Raw genomic sequence first — 18813 nt, forward strand, 5'->3', positions numbered from 1 at the left:
TGCCCTTGTTGTAGTACCGAGTGCAGGCGTCTAATGCCAATCTTCACCCCTCCCAGCAGTTGGGCGGGGGGCACAGAACAGGAGTCTTGAGATGAAGATCGCTTATGTGGCGACTGCTGCAGCACTCTATATCGCCATACTCTCCATCATCGTGTTCAAGGCAGCCCTGGATCAGGGCAATGTCGTAAACATGATCTTCTCGGCGTCGTCCTTCACGATCCTTCTTTCACTGATCAAGGTGATTGTGGATGACGTGCGACTCCATCGGTCGTCTGGCTATCCCGGGCAGCGCTGATAAAGTTCCTGTGCTGTCTCGGGTCGCCATTCTGTTCCACGGTTATTTGTAGAAGTCGCTGCGCCCGCCGGGCTGGCGCTTGAAGCGGCGATGGATCCACAGGTACTGGTCAGGGGCTTCGCGCACCATCTCTTCGATCGCCTGGTTGACGCGCGCGGTATCGGCTTCCACATCCTCGCTCGGGAAGTTCTCCAGCGGCGCGCCGATCTTCAGGAAGTACTTCCCGCCTTCGCGGCGGTGGAAGTACGGAATGACCGCGCAACCGGTCATCCGCGCCAGCTGGTGGGTGGCGGTGATGGTGGCGGCGGTGTGGCCGAAGAACGGAACGAACACGGTGTCCTTGCCACGCATGTCCTGGTCGGGGGCATACCAGAGGAAGCCGCCCTTCTTCAGGTGGCGCACGGTGGCGCGGATGTCCTCGTTGGCGAACATCGCCTTGGCATAGCGCAGGCGGCCGAACTTCACCGCCCACTCGTACACCGGATTCTTGTGTTTGCGGTACATGCCGGACAGGTCGACGTAGTCGCACAGCAGGCGGCCGCACATTTCCAGGGTCATGAAGTGCCCGGACACCAGCAGCACGCCGCGACCCTCGGCCTGCATCTGCCGCAGGTGCTCCAGCCCTTCGATCTGCACCTGCGGGCGGATGCTGTCGATGCTGCCCCACCAGGCACGGATGCACTCGAACACGCCCACGCCCAGGGCATCGAAGCTGTCGCGAACCAACCGCTGGCGCCAGGCATCGTCCTTTTCCGGGAAACACAGCGCGAGATTGACCTCGGCTGCACGGCGACGGCTGCCGGCCAGGCGCCAGGCGATCGATCCCACCCCGCGACCGAGGGCGCGCTGCAGCATCCACGGCAGGCGGGCGATGGCGAAAGCGCCGTACATGGCGGCGAACATCGGCCAGTTGCGGGGATCGCGCAGTGACGGGCGGACGGCAGTGGAGGCATCGGACATGGCGCCATTCTAGCAATCCGGCTGCGTGTCTTTCCCGGGGGTGTCCCGTATCCTTGCCGCATGCGCAAAGACCCTGTCGAATGGATCCTGCGCGGCCTGTATTCGGTCGTGCTCTACATCCTGCTGCCGATCACCGTGTACCACCTGGTCTGGCGCGGCTTCCGGGTCCGTGAGTATTTCCGCCGCTGGGACGAGCGCTACGCCTCCTATCCCCAGCCCAGCGGCCAGCCACGGGTCTGGCTGCATGCGGTCTCGGTGGGCGAGGTCAACGCCGCCGCGCCGCTGGTCAACGCCCTGCGCCAGCAGCGCCCGGATATCCGCTGGGTCATCACCACCATCACCCCCACCGGCTCCGAGCGCGTGCGCGCGCTGTGGGGCGATGCGCTGGACCACGTCTACCTGCCGTATGACGTGCCCGGCAGCGTCAACCGTTTCCTCGGCCACTTCCAGCCCAGCCTGGCGCTGATCCTGGAAACCGAGCTGTGGCCGAACATGCTGTTCGGCTGCCGTGACCGCGACATTCCGGTCTACATCCTCAATGCCCGCCTGTCGGCCCGTTCGCTGCGTGGCTACCGGCTGCTGGCCGCGCTGATCCGCCGCGCGCTGCGCACGGTGACGTGCGTGGCAGCCCAGTCGCAGGACGACGCAGAGCGCTTCGTGCAGCTGGGGGCGGCGCCTGACCAGGTGCAGGCACTGGGCAACCTCAAATTCGACATCGCCACGCCGGACGTGCAGGCCTTCATCGAACAGTTCCACGCACGGGTGCCGGACACGCGACCGGTCTGGATCGCGGCCAGTACCCATGATGGCGAAGAGCAGGCGGTGATCGAACTGCACCGGCGCCTGCGCCAGCACCATCCGGACCTGCTGCTGCTGTGGGCACCCCGGCATCCCGAGCGCTTCCCGAAGGTGGAGGCGCTGGCGCGCGAGCAGGGCTGGAACGTGGCGACCCGCCGTGCGCAGCAGTGGCCGTCCGCCGATACCGACGCCTTCATCATCGACACCCTCGGTGAACTGATGCCGTTCTATGGCTGTGCGCAGGTCGCCTTCGTCGGCGGCAGCCTGCAGCCGATCGGTGGCCACAACCTGCTGGAGCCGGCGGCGATGGGCACTGCCGCGGTGACCGGTCCGCACCTGCACAATTTCTCGGAGATCTCGCGGCGCATGCGCGAGGCCGGTGCGCTGTTGATCGGCGAAGACGTGCAGGCGGTCGGCGGTCTGCTGCAGCACCTGCTGGAGGATCCGCAGGCCCGCGAGGACATGGCGCACGCTGGATGCACGCTGGTCAGCAATGGGCGCGGCGCGCTGCAGCGGACGCTGGCGCTGGTGGCCCCGCACCTGCCACCGCCCCGCGGCTGAGCCGCACGCGGCGCGCTCGCCGCCGTACTGTCGCGATCAACTGGATTAAGCCTGCTTGACGGCCATCGTTCTGTCGCCGCAGGACCGATTGCCGACGCCGCAACGTGCCTCGGATCACACCTCGCGGCATGCAGATGCAAATTGACTATCGATTGCCAACACAGGCTGCCAGCCTGATGTCGACCGTGCTTGGACGGCATCAAGGGAGCTTGAGATGAGCGGCAGCGATGGCCATCGGCTTGGAATGGATCATCTGGGCGTGATCCTGATGACGTTGCTGCTCGGTGGCAGTGTCATCGCACGGGTCGGTCAGTACACGGCGGCGCAGGCGGGGCCGGCCGTCGTTCTCAGTCTGCTGCTCGCAGCCCTCGGTGCGGCGCTGGTGCTGGCACGCCTGTACAGGGTGGTGACGCAAGCGGATATGGCCGATGGCCTGCATGGCCTGCATGGCCTGCTGGTGGCCGGCTGGGGGCGGTCGATTGCCCGCGTACTGTGCCTGGCGTTGTTGCTGGAGTGCACGGCGACGCTGGCGGGTGCGGCGCAGTCCGGGGCTGGCCATCTGCATGCGGCACTGGCGGCGGCGGGCGCATCCAGCGCCGGTACGCTGCCGGTGCAGGTGACGGCCGCTGCAGGCCTGCTGCTGTTGGGAGCCACCGCGCTGATGCGACCGGCGCGGACGGTGCTGCTGGTGTGCGGGCTGTTGACCGTGAAGATCGGCATCGGCGTGCTGCTGCTGGCGCTGGCGGCCCGGTATGTGCACTACGCGCACTGGATCCCATGGGTTCCCCCCGCCACTGCACCGTATCGCTTCGGCCTGGGAGGCGTGCTCGCTGCGGCTGTGCCGCTGCTGGGCATCTTTGCCAGCGCCGGCCTGGCACTGGGCGTTCCCGGGTTGCCTGTTGGCGGGCTGGCGCGACGCCCAATGACGATGCTCATGGTGCTCGTCGCGGCGACGCTGATGCTGATCGCACTGGCCGCACTGCAGGCGGGCCTGGTCGACTATCCAGCGCTGGCCAGCAGCCGGCCCTTGACGGTTGCGCTGCGAAGCCATCCCCAGTTGTCCTGGATGTTGCCGTGGCTGCCGCTGGCAGGCTATGCAGGGTTGGCGGCGCTGCAACTGGTGCTGCTGATGCTGGCGACGCGGCTGGCGCTGCCGCTGTGGCCGCTTGGAAACGAGGGCGACCCACCGGCGGCGTGCGTGGCGACCGTGGCGATCATCCTGTTGGCGACCCTGCTGGCGCTGTGGCTGCCGGCCGGCGTCTTGCCGACGATGCCGGGGCCGGTGGGACTGCTGGTGGTGGCCGCGTTGTGCCTGGGGGGACTCCAGCGGCGCAGCGAGGTGACGCGCTCGCCTGCCGACGCCGTGCTGGGCATGGCGGCAGCGGCGTTGTGCCTGCTGCCGCTCCTGCGCTAGATCTCATCGCCGCGGCACAAACAGAAAAGCCACCCGGCCGGGTGGCTTTCCGTCAACGCGGGTGACGACTTACTGCGTGGTCGTGGCGGGATTGCCCGCGTCCTGGGTCAGCAGGCGATTGATGTCCTGCAGTTCGGCCACGTCCAACGCGCCCAGCGACTGGCTCAGCAGCAGGCGGTTCTGCAGGAAGGTGTAGCGGGCCTGCGCGTAGTCCAGCTGTGCCGAGAACAGGATGCGCTGGTTCTGGATCACGTCCAGCACCGTGCGGGTACCCACTTCCAGGCCGACCTGCGAGGCGTCGTACGCGCTCTGTGCCGAGACGACGGCCAGGCGGCGTGCTTCCACCTCGCTGATGCCCTGCACCAGGGTCTGGTAGGCATTGCGGGTGTTGCGATCCAGCGCGCGCTTCTGCTGTTCGTAGCCATCCTGGGCGATGTCACGCTGGGCCAGCGCCTGGCGCACGCCGGACTGGGTGGCGCCGCCGGCGAAGATCGGCACGCTGAGGGTCAGGCCGATGCTGTTGGTGCGCGCATCCGGGGACAGCGAACCCGAACCGGTGCTGTCGCCCCAGGTCGCGGTCTTGCCCCAGCTGCCGCCCAGCGACAGCGTCGGGTAGTGGGCGCCACGGGCGGCCTGCACGCCGGCCTCGGCCGCGCTGACCTTCAGCTCCTGCGCCTTCAGCGAGGGGTTCTGGCTGGTCGCCTGCTGCACCAGTTCATCGATGTTGCCGCGGTTGGCCGGCACTTCGGGACGGAAGTCGGCCGGCAGCCCCTTGAGGTTCAGCACCGGCTGGCCGGTGAGTTCGGTCAGCGCCTGGTAGTTATCGGCCAGGGTGTTCTGCGCGACGATGGTGTTGGCGCGCGCCTGGTCATACTGCGCGCGCGCTTCGTGCACGTCGGTGATCGGCGCCAGGCCCACTTCCAGGCGCTTGTCGGCGAAGTCGAACTGCTTCTTCGCGGCCGCTTCGTTGGTCTGTGCGGCATTCAGCGATTCGATCGCCACCAGCACGTTGAAGTAGGCCGCCGAGGTGCGGACGATCAGGCTGTCGTTGGCCGAATCCAGGGTGAAGTCAGCCGCCTTGCTCAGTTCGCGCTGCGAGCGCAGGTTGTTGATCTGCGTCCAGTTGAACAGGGTCTGCGAACCGTCGATCGTGTAGTTGCGGCGCTTGCTGCTGACCGTGCCGGTATTGGCATCGGCGTTGGCTTCGCTGCGTGTGCGGTTCAGCGTGGCCTGGCCGTTGATCTGCGGAAGCAGGGCAGCGCGCGCCTGCACGGCGCCTTCCTTGTCGTACAGCCGGGTGGATTCGGCGGCCGACAGCTGCGGATCGCCGTTGCGCGCCATCTCGTAGACCTGCAACAGGTCAGCGGCATGGGCAGACAACGGCAGCAGGGCAGTGGCCAGCGCAACAGCGAGGGATCGGCGGATCATTGCGGCTTCCTTGGACTCAGAGGTGGAACTGGGGTGCCGGGGCGGCACCGCGCAGGTAATCGATATCGGTCTCGAACAGGGATTCGGTGCTGCCATCGGCCTTGATCAGAAGCGCTTCCATCGCCGGCGAACGGCCCTGGATCACGAACAGGCGACCACCCGGACGCAGCCACGAGGCGAACTGTGACGGCACCACGTTGACGGCACCAGTGACACAGATCACGTCAAAGCGACGTTCGGTCTGCCACGCCAGCGCATCAGCCACTTCCACCCGGACGTTGGTACCAAGGCCGGAGGCATCCAGCCGCGCGCGCGCGGCGGTCGCCAGTTCCGGGTCGATCTCCAGGCTCAGCACGTCGCGCGCCAGCGCGCCGATGCAGGCGGCCAGGAAGCCGCTGCCCGTGCCGATCTCCAGCACTTCGTCACCCGGTTGCAGGTCCAGCGCCTGCAGGGTACGGCCCTCGATGACGGGCTTCATCATCTTCTGGCCATTGCCGATCGGCAGTTCAACATCGGCGTAGGCCAGTGCCCGGTGCGCGTCGGCGACAAAGGCCTCGCGCGGCAGGCGGGCCAGGACGTCGAGCACCTTGATGTCCAGCACGTCCCAGGGACGGATCTGCTGTTCCACCATCAGTTCGCGGGCGTGGGCGTAATCAATCGTCATGAGGTTCAAATCCAGCGCAGTGGGCCGGCCATTTTACCGGTGCCGGAGGCCGGCGGCGCGCCCAGAGCATCCGCTGCCGGGGGGCCGGGGTCGCAGTGCCGGAAGTCATCGCGACCACCGGTTCGTTCAGCTTTGCCGTTTCAGCCGGTTCCGGCTCCTCCGGGCGCATAGGCGCGCAGGAAGAAGTCGACGCTGGCCGCCACGTGGGTGACAGGATCGATCTCCACCGATGACAGTGGCATGCCGCACATCATATGCATGTGCACTTCACCCTTGACCAGGGTCAGGAACTGCTGCCCGGCCAGGTGATGGTCGGGAATCTGCAGCTCGCCCCGCTCGCTGCGCGAGCGCAGGAAGTCGGCCAGCGCCTCGCAGGTGCGCTCGGGCCCGGCCTGCCAGAACAGCTCACGCAGGCGTTCGTCGGTCTCCGGGGCCATCATCACCCGTTGGATCGAGATCGCCGCGTCGGAGGTGATCAGCTTGAAGAAGGCCAGGCCGATCCCGATCAGCTGGTCTCGCAGTGGCCCTTCGGCGTCGGCCACGAACAGCGCATCCGGCAGCATCTCGATGCATTTGGACTGCACGGCCTCGGAGAACAGGGTCTCCTTGTCGCCGAAATGGCTGTACACCGTCAGCTTCGACACGCCCGCCTGGGCAGCGATGCTGTCCATGCTCACACCGGTATAGCCCTGTTCGATGAACAGGGTCTTGGCCGCCTCGAGGATCGCCGCGCGCTTGCCAAGATCCTTGGGACGCCCGGGTCCGGCGGCCTTGGCAGCAGGCTTGGCCGACGGCTTGCGGGAAGTGGAAGAACTCATTGCGGTAATACTAGACCAAGCGGTTCGATATTTATACTATACCGGCCAGTTTACTAAATTGGGCCGGACGTTGCGGCTCCCCTGCTGAACTCAGTGTTGTCAGGACGTTGACCGATGAAGATCGTGCGCTGGATGGGCGGTATCGTGTGGGTGGCTGCGCTGGCAGCCTGTTCGGGACAGGAGCAGGCGCCACCGGCGGCCGTGCCGGTGCTGGTGGTGCATCCCGGCGAGCAGGTCGGGCAGGCGCCGGCGGCGTTTCCCGGTACGGTCCGGGCACGCCAGGAGAGCCCGCTGTCGTTCCGCGTCGGCGGCAACCTGGTCAAGCGCCATGTGGACGCCGGCCAACGGGTGAAGAAGGGGGAGGTGCTGGCCGAGCTGGATGTCGCCGACTTCGCCCTGCAGGCGCGCGCCTCGCAGGCGCAGCTGGCCGCGGCCGAAGCCGATCTGGTACGCGCCCGCGACGATCTCAAGCGCTACCAGGTGCTGGCCGACCAGCAGCTGGTCAGCCGCTCGCAGCTGGATCAGCAGTCTGCCGCGTTCAAGGCCGCGCAGGGCCAGGCCAACGCGGCCCGGGCCAACCTGGACGTGCTGCGCAACCAGGCCGGCTACGCCCAGCTGCGTGCGCCGGCCGATGGTGTGATCGCCAGCCGTGAGGCGGAAGCCGGGCAGGTGGTGGCCGCGGGCCAGACCATCTTCAACCTGGCCGCAGACGGTGGCCGCGAAGTGCTGATCGACCTGCCGGAAGCCACCATCCGCGACTACGCGGTAGGCCAGCCGGTGGAAGTGGAGTTGTGGAACCGCCCGGGGCAGCGCCTGCCCGGCACGATCCGCGAGATCGCCGCCGCCGCCGATCCGCAGGCGCGGACCTACGCAACCCGGGTCAGCCTGCCCGCCGATGCACTGGCCGATGTCGAGCTGGGGCAGAGCGCGCGCGTCTTCAGCAGCGCCGGCCGCCACGGCACCCTGCAGCTGCCGATGGCCGCTCTCCAGCGCGGTGCAGGTGGCGCAACCAGTGTGTGGGTGGTGGACCCGGCCAGCAGCACGTTGAAATCGGTCACCGTCAGCACGGGCGCCTATGGCATCGACGCCGTGCCGGTGCTGTCCGGCGTGGACGCCGACGACTGGGTGGTGGCTGCGGGCGGCCATCTGCTGCGATCCGGCCAGCAGGTCGTCGCGGTGGACCGGCAGAATCGCCCGGTGCTGAAGCCCGCAGCGCCGGCTGCCGCACCGAAGGCGAAGGAGTAAGCCTGTGCGCCGTTTCAATCTATCCGAATGGGCGCTGGGCAACCGCGCGCTGGTGCTGTTCGCCATGCTCGCCTTCGCCCTCATCGGCGCCTGGTCGTACAAGCATCTGGGCCAGTCCGAGGATCCGCCGTTCACCTTCAAGGTGATGGTGGTACGCACGATGTGGCCGGGCGCGACCGCCGAGCAGGTCTCGCGCCAGGTGACCGAGCCGATCGAGAAGGCGCTGCTCAACACCGGGCAGTACGAGTTCATCCGCTCGTATTCGCGCCCGGGCGAGTCGCAGGTGATCTTCGCGGCCAAGGACAGCCTGCGCTCCAAGGCCATTCCGGACCTGTGGTACCAGGTGCGCAAACGCGTGGGCGACATCAAGCCGAACCTGCCGCGCGAAATCGTCGGTCCGTTCTTCAACGATGAGTTCGGCGACACCTTCGGCAACATCTACGCGCTGACCGGGCAGGGCTTCGACTACGCCGTGATGCGTGACTACGCCGATCGCATCCAGCTGGAACTGCAGCGGGTGCCGGACGTGGGCAAGATCGAGCTGCAGGGCCTGCAGGATGAGAAGGTCTGGATCGAGCTGTCCAACACCAAGCTGGCCACGCTGGGCGTGTCGCTGCAGCAGGTGCAGCAGGCGCTGGCCGACCAGAACGCGATCAGCGCCACCAGCTTCTTCGAGACTCCGACCGATCGCGTGCAGCTGCGCGTGACCGGCCAGTTCCAGAGCATCGATGACATCCGGCGCTTCCCGATCCAGGCCGGCGACCGCACCGTGCACCTGGGCGATATCGCCGAGATCAAGCGCGGCTTCGCCGATCCGGCGTCGCCGAAGATGCGCTTCATGGGTGAGGATGCGATCGGCATTGCGGTCGCGATGAAGGACGGTGGCGACATCCTGAAGCTGGGCTCCACGCTGGATGCCGAGTTCGAGCGCCTGCAGAAGACGCTGCCGGCGGGCATGCACCTGCGCAAGGTCTCCGACCAGCCGCATGCGGTGGAAGAGTCGGTGGGTGAGTTCGTGCAGGTGCTGACCGAAGCGGTGGTGATCGTGCTGCTGGTGAGCTTCTTCTCGCTGGGCCTGCGCACGGGCCTGGTGGTGGGCGTGACCATTCCGCTGGTGCTGGCGATGACCTTCTTCGTCATGCACTATTTCGATATCGGCCTGCACAAGATCTCGCTGGGCGCGCTGGTGCTGGCGCTGGGCCTGCTGGTGGACGATGCGATCATCGCGGTGGAGATGATGGCCACCAAGATGGAACAGGGCTACGACCGCCTGCGCGCGGCCAGCTTCGCCTGGGAATCCACGGCGTTCCCGATGCTCACCGGTACGCTGATCACGGCGGCAGGTTTCCTGCCGATCGCCACGGCGGCGTCAAGCACCGGTGAGTACACCCGCTCGCTGTTCCAGGTGGTGACCATCGCACTGGTGGTGTCATGGATTGCGGCGGTGCTGTTCATTCCATACCTGGGTGACAAGATGCTGCCGGATCTGTTCAATCCGCAGCTGCCCAAGCCGGACAGCCTGGCCGGTCGCTGGCGTGCGAAGCGCCTGGCCTGGGCCGATCGCCATCCGGCGCTGCTGCGCTGGATCGCACCGAAGGAGCATGCACACGACCACGATCCGTACCAGCGGCCGTTCTACACGCGTTTCCGCCGTTTCCTGGACATGTGCCTGCGCCACCGCTGGTGGGTAATCGCAGCAACGGTGGCCCTGTTCGTGTTCTCGCTGCTGATGTTCCGCTTCGTGCCGCAGCAGTTCTTCCCGGATTCGACCCGCCCGGAACTGATGGTGGATATCGAACTGGCTGAAGGCGCGTCGCTGCAGGCCACGCAGGCGCAGGCCAGCAAGCTGGAAAAGCTGCTGAAGGGCCGTGAGGGCATCGCCAACTATGTGGCCTATGTGGGTACCGGTTCGCCGCGCTTCTACCTGCCGCTGGACCAGCAGCTGCCGGCGACCAACTTCTCGCAGTTCGTGGTGCTCACCGAAGACGCCAAGGCGCGCGAGGCCACGCGCGATTGGCTGCTGAAGGACGTGATCCCGCAGTTCCCGGATGTGCAGATGCGCGTGACGCGGCTGGAGAACGGTCCGCCGGTGGGCTACCCGGTGCAGCTGCGGATCTCCGGCGAGCACATCGAGCAGGTGCAGGCGATCGCACGCCAGGTACAGGACAAGGTGCGGGAGAACCCGCATGTGATGAACGTGAACCTGGACTGGAGCGAGCCGAGCAAGGTCGTGCGGCTGGTGCTGGACCAGGACCGTGCGCGCGCGCTGGGCGTGAGCAGTGCGCAGGTGAGCCAGCTGCTGGGCACTTCGCTGTCGGGCATGAGCGTGAGCACCTATCGCGAGGGCAATCGCCTGATCGAGATGCTGCTGCGGGGGCCGGAGAACGAGCGCGTGCAGCTGGGCATGCTGGGCAGCCTGGCCATTCCCACCGCCAGTGGCACGTCGGTAACGCTCTCGCAGGTGGCGCGCCTGGAGTACGTGTTCGAGGACGGCATCATCTGGCATCGCAACCGCCTGCCGACCGTGACCGTGCGTGCCGATATCAGCGACGGCAGCCAGGCGCTGGACGTGGTGCAGCAGATCCTGCCGACGCTGGATGGCATCCGCGCTGCCCTGCCGAGCGGTTACCTGCTGGAAACCGGCGGAACGGTGGAGGATTCGGCACGTGGCCAGGACTCGATCAAGGCAGGCATGCCGCTGTTCCTGATCGTGGTCGCAACGCTGCTGATGCTGCAGCTGCGCAGCTTCTCGCGTGCGGCGATGGTGCTGGTGACGGCACCGCTGGGCATCATCGGCGCGACCTTGTTCCTGCTGCTGTTCCGTGCACCGTTCGGGTTCGTGGCGCTGCTGGGCACGATCGCGCTGGCCGGCATGATCATGCGCAACTCGGTGATCCTGATCGACCAGATCCAGCAGGACATCGATGCCGGGCATGATCGCTGGCATGCGATCATCGACGCGACGGTACGGCGTTTCCGCCCGATCGTGCTGACCGCCCTGGCGGCGGTGCTGGCGATGATTCCGCTGTCGCGCAGCGCGTTCTATGGCTCGATGGCGATCTCGATCATGGGCGGGTTGATCGTGGGTACCGTGCTGACCCTGGTGTTCCTGCCGGCGCTGTATGCGGCGTGGTTCCGGGTGAAGCCGGATGAATCCGGGGCGTAATGCCCCGGGTTCCAGGGCCGCCGCCTCTGGCAGGTGCCAACCCTGGTTGGCACGGCTCTGCTCGCGGGATCTGCTTTCTGTAGAGCCGAGCCATGCTCGGCTGCTCTTCGAGCAATGATGGGATGAGTCGAGCATGGCTCGACTCTACAGAAGCATCCACGCATGGCGTGGATCTACTGCAGTTGCAGGCCGCTCCGCAGCAGTGGCACCAGCCACTCCAGGAATACGTGCACGCGCTGTGCCCGATGCTGCCGATGCGGCTGCAGCAGGGTCACCGGCAACGGTTGTGCGACGTGCCGTGGCATCACTTCCACCAACGTGCCGGACTGCAGCTCGTCCTGCACGTCATAGCGCGGAATCTGCAGCAGTCCCAGTCCGGCCACGCAGCAGGCGATCGAGGCTTCGGCGCTGTTCACCCGCACCCAACCCTGCATGGGCAGCGTGCGCAGCTGGGTTCCGTCCTGCCATTCCCACGGTTCCACCCGCGCGGTCGTCGGCGAGGCGTAGTTCACCGCCCGGTGCTGCTGCAGGTCCGTCGGTTGCTGCGGGACGCCGTACGCGCGCAGGTAGGACGGCGCGGCCACGTTGACGAAGTCCAGCGTGCCCAGCGTGCGCGAAACCAGGCTGGAATCGCCCAGCTGGCCGACCCTCAACACCGCATCGCAGCCTTCCTCGATCAGGTTCACTGCGCGGTCGGTCATGCCCAGATCCACCTCCACCTGTGGGTAACGGGCGAAGAAGTCAGGCAGCGCCGGTGCCACGATGCGCCTGCCGATGCGGCTGGGTACGTCGATCCTCAGCAGGCCGACCGGCTGCGCGTCCTCCTGGCGGAACAGCGATTCGGCATCTTCGACCTCGGCGATCAGGCGCAGGCAGCGGGCGTGGAACACATCGCCATCGTGGGTGGTGGAGACGCGTCGCGTCGAGCGTTGCAACAGGCGCGTACCCAGCCGCTGCTCCAGTTCGGCGACCGCCGCCGATACCGTGGAACGGGGCAGTCCGAGCTGATCGGCGGCGCGGGTGAAGCTGGCGCACTCCACCACCCGGCTGAAGATGCGGAAGCGGTCGATCCGATCCATTGTTCGCTCGATCTGGAAAGTTAAGTCAATGTTGCGGGCTTTATCCGCATTTTCCGCACGATATCGTCATCGGGGCAGGGTTGCCATCCCGGACAGCCCCACTCCGAGACCGAAGCCATGACCGACCACTCCCTCAAGGGCAAGACCGTGCTGATCGCAGGCGGTGCCAAGAACCTCGGTGGCCTGCTCGCCCGCGATTTCGCCGCCCACGGCGCCGGGGCCATCGTCATCCATTACAACAGCGATGCCAGCCAGGCCGACGCCGAGGCGACCGTCGCGGCGGTCCAGGCCGCGGGCAGCAAGGCCGTGGCCCTGCAGGGTGACCTGACCTCCGCTGCCGCCATGGAGCGCCTGTTCGCCGACGCTGTCGCAGCCGTCGGCCGTCCCGATGTCGCCATCAATACCGTCGGCAAGGTCCTGAAGAAGCCGCTGCTGGAGATCAGCGAAGCGGAGTACGACGAGATGAGCGCGGTGAATGCCAAGGCGGCGTTCTTCTTCCTCAAGGAGGCCGGCCGTCACGTCAATGATGGTGGCCGCATCTGCACCCTGGTGACGTCGCTGCTGGGCGCCTACACGCCGTTCTACTCCAGCTATGCAGGTACCAAGGCGCCGGTGGAGCACTTCACCCGCGCGGCATCGAAGGAGTTCGGCGAGCGGGGCATCTCGGTGACCGCGATCGGTCCCGGGCCGATGGACACGCCGTTCTTCTATCCTGCCGAGAGTGCCGATGCGCAGGCGTATCACAAGACCGCGGCGGCGCTGTCCGCGTTCACCCGCACCGGTCTGACCGACATTGCCGACATCGTGCCGTGGATCCGTTTCCTGGTTACCGACGGCTGGTGGATGACCGGGCAGACGGTGCTGGTCAACGGTGGCTACACCACCAAGTAACCGGGCCACGCTGGGCGCGGCTCCACCGCACTGCACCTGTGGCGCCGGGCCATGCCCGGCTCATGCAACAGCCATCGGGCATGGCTCGACGCTACAGGTGCCGCCCGGCGGGTCAGCCCAGCTTCGCCAGTACCGCATCGTGACCGCTCCTGCCGGCGGTGCCGTGAATGAATCCGTAGGTTCTGCCTCGGGCTGGCGTTGTGATCGGAGTGTTTGAAATTTCTTGCATGGATCGGGGCAGAGCGCCAAGGCATCGTGCGCAGGTATGAATATGAATCGGTTCTGCAGGTGCTGCGCTTGTCAATGTCCCCTTCCTTCAACGCCAGGCGCGGTACGCGCGTCGACGCGACGTCCCCGTCAACAGCGGTCAGGTGATCCATGCCGATACCGCTGCCGATGACCTCACGGATTCGCCTGGCTGGTCCCGTCGTGTTGACCTGGATGCTGCTGGTTGCTGGGGCGCCAGCGTTGGCCCGGCCGCCCTCGGACGGATGGACACTGGAGCGCACGGACTCAAGGAAGATGGCCCTGGCCGATCTGGCGGCCGTTGTCGAATGCCGTGCTGACGAACGGACAACCCTCCGCCATCATCTTCTGATCGACGAGGTGCTGCGGCAGGACCGCGCGCCACTGCCGCGGAAGTACGGCAAGTGGCGGGTGCTTCGTGATGAGTACGGACGCACGCTCATCGAACTGCCGAAACCGATCAAAGTGCATGGAGTCAGGTCCAGGACGTTGCTGCTCGATACGTGGAGAAAGAGCCTCGTTCTGCCACGCGATGCAGGTGAGAGAATCGTTGCGGAACAGCAGTTGCAGGCGGTGCCCATCCCGCCCGCATTCAACCGTGATGAATGGCACCGCAGGCTCCAGCAACGCACTCCGAGCAACGGCAATGGCCTCACCGCAGAGCAGAGGTTGGTGCTGGACCGGCGTGGAAGTGGCCTGTTGAGCATCGGCTGCGATTACATGCATCGTCAGCGCCCGGATTGGGTCAGTGAGCAGGCCTTCAGTGGGAGCGCACCGGCGGAGCGTGAACGGGCTGCGTTGGCGCTGCTGCCGCGGCTGATGAGCTGCGAGGGGACCATTGAAGATCGCAACTGGCTTGCGACGGTCCTGATCCATCGTCGCTGGGAACCACTGGCGTGGCGACATGACGAGGACGGCCTGGGGACGGAATGGTGGGATCTGCCGCACCCCGTCGACATCGGCGGTTTGAGCGTGCAGCGGCTCTATCGGCGGGATCGCAACTTCCACGTGATACTGGCCCAGGACAGCGCTGCACGGATCGCAAACCGGCTCGGTGCTGCGCAGACCGGGGTGCGCAACGGCAATGCGGAGTACTCGATCGATCAACCACAGCGCCAGGCCGCAGATGGCTGGCTGGAGCAGAAGCGACTGATGCTGGCAGATATCGGTAATGGCCTGACCGAGCAGGGATGCTACTTCCGGGAGGCGCTGCCCGAGCTGGGAGATCCCGTCTTCGGTGGCGCAGGGGGCGGGCGCATGTAGGGGCAACCCGCACGGCGCATCATGCGATGCCCGGATCGTCCGCGCTGCGGTGGGTGCGCGCTGCAAGGTGCCGGGCAGTGCGCCCGGCACCCGGAGGGGTCAGGCCAGCTTCGCCAGCACGGCGTCGGTCGCCGCCGCCGTGCTCACGGCCTGGCCCTTTGCAGCCAGATCAGCAGTGAACACGCCATCATCCAGCACCGCGTGCACGGCTGCCTCCACCGCCGCCGCTTCGGCATCCAGGCCCAGCGAGTGGCGCAGCAGCATGGCCGCGCTGAGGATCGTCGCGTAGGGGTTGGCGATGCCCTTGCCGGCGATGTCCGGTGCCGAACCGTGGATCGGCTCGTAGATGCCGACCGCACCCGGTTCTCCCAGTGATGCCGACGGCAGCAGGCCCAGCGAACCGGCCAGCATCGAGGCCTCGTCGGTGAGGATGTCGCCGAACATGTTTTCGGTCACGATCACGTCGTATTCGCGTGGCTTGGCCAGCAGGTGCATCGCCATCGAATCGACCAGCTGGTGTTCCAGCGCGACGTCCGGGAACTCCTCGCGGCCGATGCGGGCGGCGACGTCGCGCCACAGGCGGGACGTCTCCAGCACGTTGGCCTTGTCCACCGAGGTCACCTTGCCTCGGCGCTGCTGTGCCAGGCGGAACGCGCTGCGCAGCACGCGCTCGATTTCGGCCACGGTGTAGCGGCAGAGGTCGCTGGCGCTGTCGGCATCGCGGGTCTTGTCGCCGAAGTAGATGCCGCCGGTCAGTTCGCGTACCACCACGAAGTCCACGCCCTTGAGCAGTTCGGCCTTGATCGGCGATGCCCCCAGGGCGGCATCATGGGTACGCACCGGCCGCAGGTTGGCGTACAGGCCCAGCGCCTTGCGGATCGCCAGCAGGCCCTGCTCGGGGCGCACCTTGGCGTTCGGGTCGGACCACTTCGGTCCACCCACTGCACCCAGCAGCACGGCATTCGCGGCCTGGCATGCGGCGAGGGTGGCGGCGGGCAGGGGCTCGCCATGGCGATCGATGGCGATGCCACCGATATCGTGCTCGCTGAACGTGAAGGTGTGGTTGAAGCGTTCGCCGATGGCTTTCAGGACCGCAACCGCAGCGGCGGCCACTTCCGGGCCGATGCCATCACCGGGGAGTACAACGATCTCAGCGTGCATGCTCACTCTCGTAACGTTCGATGTCAGGGACGCGGCCCAGCAGATAACCCAGTTGATCGACGCCTTCCAGCAGACAGGTCTGCGAGAAGCCATCCAGCGGGAAGGAGTAGACCCGGCCATCCGGCGTACGCAGCTCGCGTGCCGCCACGTCGATGGTCAGTTCGTCGTCGGGGCGCTGCATCAGCGCCTGAACGTCGGCTTCGTCCAGGACGATCGGCAGCAGGCCGTTCTTCAGTGAGTTGCCACGGAAGATGTCGGCGATCTCGCTGCTGACGATGGCGCGCAGGCCCAGGTCGGTCAGCGCCCACGGTGCGTGCTCGCGCGAGGAACCACAGCCGAAGTTGCGGCCCGCCAGCAGGATGCTGCGGCCGGCGTTGTGCGGCTGGTTGAAGGCGAAATCGGCCACCGGCGAACCGTCGGACTGCCAGCGCCAGTCATTGAACGCGTTGCGGCCCAGTCCGGCACGCTCGGTGGTGGACAGGAACCGGGCCGGAATGATCTGGTCGGTGTCGATGTTGGTCTGGCGCAGCACGACGCTGGACGAGGTCAAGGTGCGGAAACCGGCCATTACGCCACCTCCTGCGCGAACAGTTCGCGGGTATCGGCCACGTGGCCCTTCACCGCCGCCCAGGCGGCGCTCATCGGCGAGGCCAGCAGTGTGCGCGAGCCCGGCCCCTGGCGGCCCTCGAAATTGCGGTTGCTGGTACTCACTGCCAGTTGGCCGGGGGCGACCAGATCACCATTCATGGCGATGCACATCGAGCAGCCCGGCTCGCGCCATTCGGCACCGGCTGCACGCACGATCTCATCGATGCCCTCCGCTTCGGCCTGGCGCTTGACGATCTCCGAGCCCGGTACCACCAGCATGCGCACGCGCTCGGCGACGCGGCGGCCGCGCAGCACCTGTGCCACTTCGCGCATGTCGCTGAGGCGGCCGTTGGTGCACGAACCGACGAACACGACATCGACCGGCGTGCCGGCCAGTGCCTGGCCGGCCTGGAAGTGCATGTAGTCCAGGCCCTTCTGCGCGGCGGCGTCGTTGGCCGCAGGAATCGGCACATCGACCGCGATGGCGGTGCCGGGATGCGTGCCCCAGGTCAAGGTCGGACGGATGTCGGCTGCATCGATGTGGACTTCGCTGTCGAAGCGCGCGCCTTCATCGCTGCGCAGTTCCTGCCAACGGGCCACGGCCGCCTCGAAATCGGCGCCCTTGGGGCCGCGTGGCGTGTTGGCGACGAAATCGAAGGTGACCTGGTCCGGTGCCACCATGCCCGCGCGCGCGCCGGCCTCGATGGACATGTTGCACAGGGTCATGCGCTGCTCCATGTCCATCGCTTCGATGGTGCTGCCACGGAACTCGATCACATGGCCTGTGCCGCCGTTGACGCCGATCACACCGATGATGTGCAGGACCACGTCCTTCGCGCCGACGCCCGGCGCCAGGGGGCCGTCGACCGTGATTGCCAGCGTCTTCGCCTTCCGCTGCAGCAGACACTGTGTTGCCAGCACATGACCCACTTCGCTGGTGCCGATGCCGAAGGCCAGCGAGCCGAACGCACCATGGGTGGAGGTATGGCTGTCGCCGCAGACGATGGTCATGCCGGGCTGGGTGAAACCCTGCTCGGGCGCGATGACATGGACGATGCCCCGGTTGTCCGAGCTCATGTCGAACAGTTCGATGCCGTGCTCGCTGCAGTTGCGCGCAAGCGTGGCGACCTGCGCCTCGGAGGCGGCGCTGGCGTACGGCAGCCGGCCGTCGGCGGTGGCCGGCAGGGTCGGCGTGGAATGATCCATCGTCGCCTTGGTGCGGTCCGGCCGGCGTGGGCGGAGACCGCGTTCGCGCAGCTCGGTGAACGCCTGCGGCGAGGTCACCTCGTGGATCAGGTGCAGGTCGATGTACAGCACCGCAGGGGCGCTGTCGGATTCGGGAACGACCACGTGGGCGTCCCACAGTTTGTCGTACAGGGTGCGGGGTGCGGAGGTCATGCGGTTGCCTGGCAGAAGTACGATTGAACGAACATCGGGAAATAACGGGAAAGGGTCAAGTCAACGGCGGCGCGCGAGTACGCGCAGGCGCACGTAGTCAGCCAGCGGCTGGCCCGCCGCGTTGCGGGGCAGGTCGGCCAGCAGGGCCGCGGCGGCCTCGCGAACGGTGGCACGGGCCTCGACCGGCAGGTCGTCCAGCAGCGGTGCGGCGAACACCCGCAGCCATCCTGCCACGCCGGTCGGCAGTGCGGTGGGGCGCGGCAGGCATTCGATCAGCTGCACCTGGAAGCCGTGCTGGCGCAGGCGGTCGGCATAGGCGTCGGCGGTCGGGAAATACCACTGGAAACCGCTGGCGCCATGGCCATGCGCAGCACGTGCGGCCTGCACCGCGGCGATGATGGTCGCCACGTTGCCATGGCCACCGAACTCGGCCACGAAGCGGCCGCCGGGACGCAGTGCACGGCGCACGCCTTCGAGCACGGCGTCGGGGTGGCGCATCCAATGCAGCGCGGCGTTGCTGAACACCGCGTCGAACGCGCTGTCGAAGGACAGGGCATGGCCGTCCATCACCTGCGCATCGACGCCGCGCGCGCGCGCGGCGATCACCAGTTCCGGCGACGCGTCCACGCCGTGGATGCGTGCACCGCTCAACGCCAGTTCACTGCTGAGCACCCCATCGCCACAGCCCAGATCGAGGATGTGCTCACCGGCGCGCGGGTCGAGCAGGCGCGACACCGCGCCGCCGAGCAGCGGCACGAAGCCGGCATCGATCGCATAGTCCTGGGCGTTCCACTGCTGGCCCGCCGTAGCGGACGTGGTCGTGTCGAAGGCGCTCATG

General features: G+C 67.0%; 16 protein-coding genes. 7 read left to right on the forward strand and 9 right to left on the reverse strand.

Annotation, left to right across the window (positions count from 1 at the left end; translation table 11 throughout):
* Window positions 1-91 precede the first annotated feature (91 nt).
* Window positions 92-295, forward strand: coding sequence for a hypothetical protein (locus IMX13_RS17055; protein WP_193396797.1), 204 nt, complete (start codon window positions 92-94; stop codon window positions 293-295).
* Window positions 296-337: 42 nt separating this feature from the next.
* Here IMX13_RS17055 and IMX13_RS17060 read toward each other — a convergent pair whose 3' ends face one another.
* Window positions 338-1255: an LpxL/LpxP family Kdo(2)-lipid IV(A) lauroyl/palmitoleoyl acyltransferase gene (locus tag IMX13_RS17060; protein ID WP_193396798.1), complete on the reverse strand. Its 918-nt coding sequence runs from the start codon at window positions 1253-1255 to the stop codon at window positions 338-340.
* 60 nt (window positions 1256-1315) lie between these two features.
* Between IMX13_RS17060 and waaA the strand changes: the two genes are divergently transcribed.
* Both waaA and IMX13_RS17070 read left to right on the forward strand, forming a co-directional pair.
* Window positions 1316-2614 (forward strand): lipid IV(A) 3-deoxy-D-manno-octulosonic acid transferase, encoded by a 1299-nt coding sequence (waaA, locus tag IMX13_RS17065; protein WP_111186158.1) that lies wholly within the window; start codon window positions 1316-1318, stop codon window positions 2612-2614.
* A 214-nt stretch (window positions 2615-2828) separates the two neighbouring features.
* Window positions 2829-4028, forward strand: coding sequence for an amino acid transporter (locus IMX13_RS17070; RefSeq protein ID WP_227255492.1), 1200 nt, complete (start codon window positions 2829-2831; stop codon window positions 4026-4028).
* 69 nt (window positions 4029-4097) lie between these two features.
* Here the strand turns inward: IMX13_RS17070 and IMX13_RS17075 are convergent, their stop codons facing one another.
* The 3 genes from IMX13_RS17075 to IMX13_RS17085 all read right to left on the reverse strand — a co-directional run bounded on the left by IMX13_RS17075 (window position 4098) and on the right by IMX13_RS17085 (window position 6938).
* The gene (locus tag IMX13_RS17075; protein WP_065175111.1) at window positions 4098-5456 is read right to left on the reverse strand and encodes a TolC family outer membrane protein; all 1359 of its coding nucleotides are present in this window, start codon (window positions 5454-5456) and stop codon (window positions 4098-4100) included.
* A gap of 16 nt (window positions 5457-5472) precedes the next feature.
* Entirely contained in the window at window positions 5473-6120 is a 648-nt protein-coding gene (locus tag IMX13_RS17080; RefSeq protein ID WP_053520104.1) for a protein-L-isoaspartate O-methyltransferase, read from the reverse strand.
* Window positions 6121-6260: 140 nt separating this feature from the next.
* Complete coding sequence (locus IMX13_RS17085) at window positions 6261-6938, reverse strand: TetR/AcrR family transcriptional regulator (RefSeq protein WP_065175109.1); 678 nt, start codon at window positions 6936-6938, stop codon at window positions 6261-6263.
* Between the two features lie 114 nt (window positions 6939-7052).
* Between IMX13_RS17085 and IMX13_RS17090 the strand changes: the two genes are divergently transcribed.
* Both IMX13_RS17090 and IMX13_RS17095 read left to right on the forward strand, forming a co-directional pair.
* A complete protein-coding gene (locus IMX13_RS17090; RefSeq protein ID WP_065181718.1) occupies window positions 7053-8183 on the forward strand; it encodes an efflux RND transporter periplasmic adaptor subunit in 1131 nt (376 codons plus the stop codon).
* Between the two features lie 4 nt (window positions 8184-8187).
* Window positions 8188-11349 carry an efflux RND transporter permease subunit gene (locus IMX13_RS17095; protein WP_111186155.1) on the forward strand — a complete coding sequence of 1054 codons (3162 nt, stop codon included), beginning with the start codon at window positions 8188-8190 and terminating at the stop codon, window positions 11347-11349.
* Between the two features lie 173 nt (window positions 11350-11522).
* On the opposite strand, the gene IMX13_RS17100 is transcribed toward IMX13_RS17095, so the two are convergent.
* Window positions 11523-12428, reverse strand: a complete 906-nt coding sequence (locus IMX13_RS17100) for a LysR family transcriptional regulator (protein WP_053520100.1) — start codon at window positions 12426-12428, stop codon at window positions 11523-11525.
* 117 nt (window positions 12429-12545) lie between these two features.
* On the opposite strand from IMX13_RS17100, the gene IMX13_RS17105 reads away from it, so the two are divergent.
* Complete coding sequence (locus IMX13_RS17105; protein WP_053520099.1) at window positions 12546-13319, forward strand: SDR family oxidoreductase; 774 nt, start codon at window positions 12546-12548, stop codon at window positions 13317-13319.
* 522 nt (window positions 13320-13841) lie between these two features.
* The gene (locus tag IMX13_RS17110) at window positions 13842-14828 is read left to right on the forward strand and encodes a hypothetical protein (protein WP_193396799.1); all 987 of its coding nucleotides are present in this window, start codon (window positions 13842-13844) and stop codon (window positions 14826-14828) included.
* A 99-nt stretch (window positions 14829-14927) separates the two neighbouring features.
* Here IMX13_RS17110 and leuB read toward each other — a convergent pair whose 3' ends face one another.
* Genes leuB through IMX13_RS17130 form a run of 4 tightly spaced genes read right to left on the reverse strand, consistent with a single transcriptional unit; the run spans window position 14928 to window position 18812 of the window.
* On the reverse strand, window positions 14928-15989 hold the full coding sequence (leuB, locus tag IMX13_RS17115; RefSeq protein WP_193396800.1) for a 3-isopropylmalate dehydrogenase: 1062 nt from the start codon (window positions 15987-15989) through the stop codon (window positions 14928-14930).
* Window positions 15979-16557, reverse strand: coding sequence for a 3-isopropylmalate dehydratase small subunit (gene leuD, locus IMX13_RS17120; RefSeq protein ID WP_053520097.1), 579 nt, complete (start codon window positions 16555-16557; stop codon window positions 15979-15981). The genes leuB and leuD overlap by 11 nt, the downstream gene beginning before the upstream one ends.
* Window positions 16557-17975, reverse strand: coding sequence for a 3-isopropylmalate dehydratase large subunit (gene leuC, locus IMX13_RS17125; protein ID WP_065181714.1), 1419 nt, complete (start codon window positions 17973-17975; stop codon window positions 16557-16559). Before leuC ends, leuD begins: the two co-directional genes overlap by 1 nt.
* Window positions 17976-18035: 60 nt before the next feature.
* Window positions 18036-18812 (reverse strand): class I SAM-dependent methyltransferase, encoded by a 777-nt coding sequence (locus IMX13_RS17130; protein ID WP_111186152.1) that lies wholly within the window; start codon window positions 18810-18812, stop codon window positions 18036-18038.
* Window position 18813: the final 1 nt, after the last annotated feature.

Source organism: Stenotrophomonas sp. B2, from assembly GCF_014947095.1.
In the GTDB taxonomy this organism is placed as follows: Bacteria; Pseudomonadota; Gammaproteobacteria; order Xanthomonadales; family Xanthomonadaceae; genus Stenotrophomonas; species Stenotrophomonas maltophilia_P.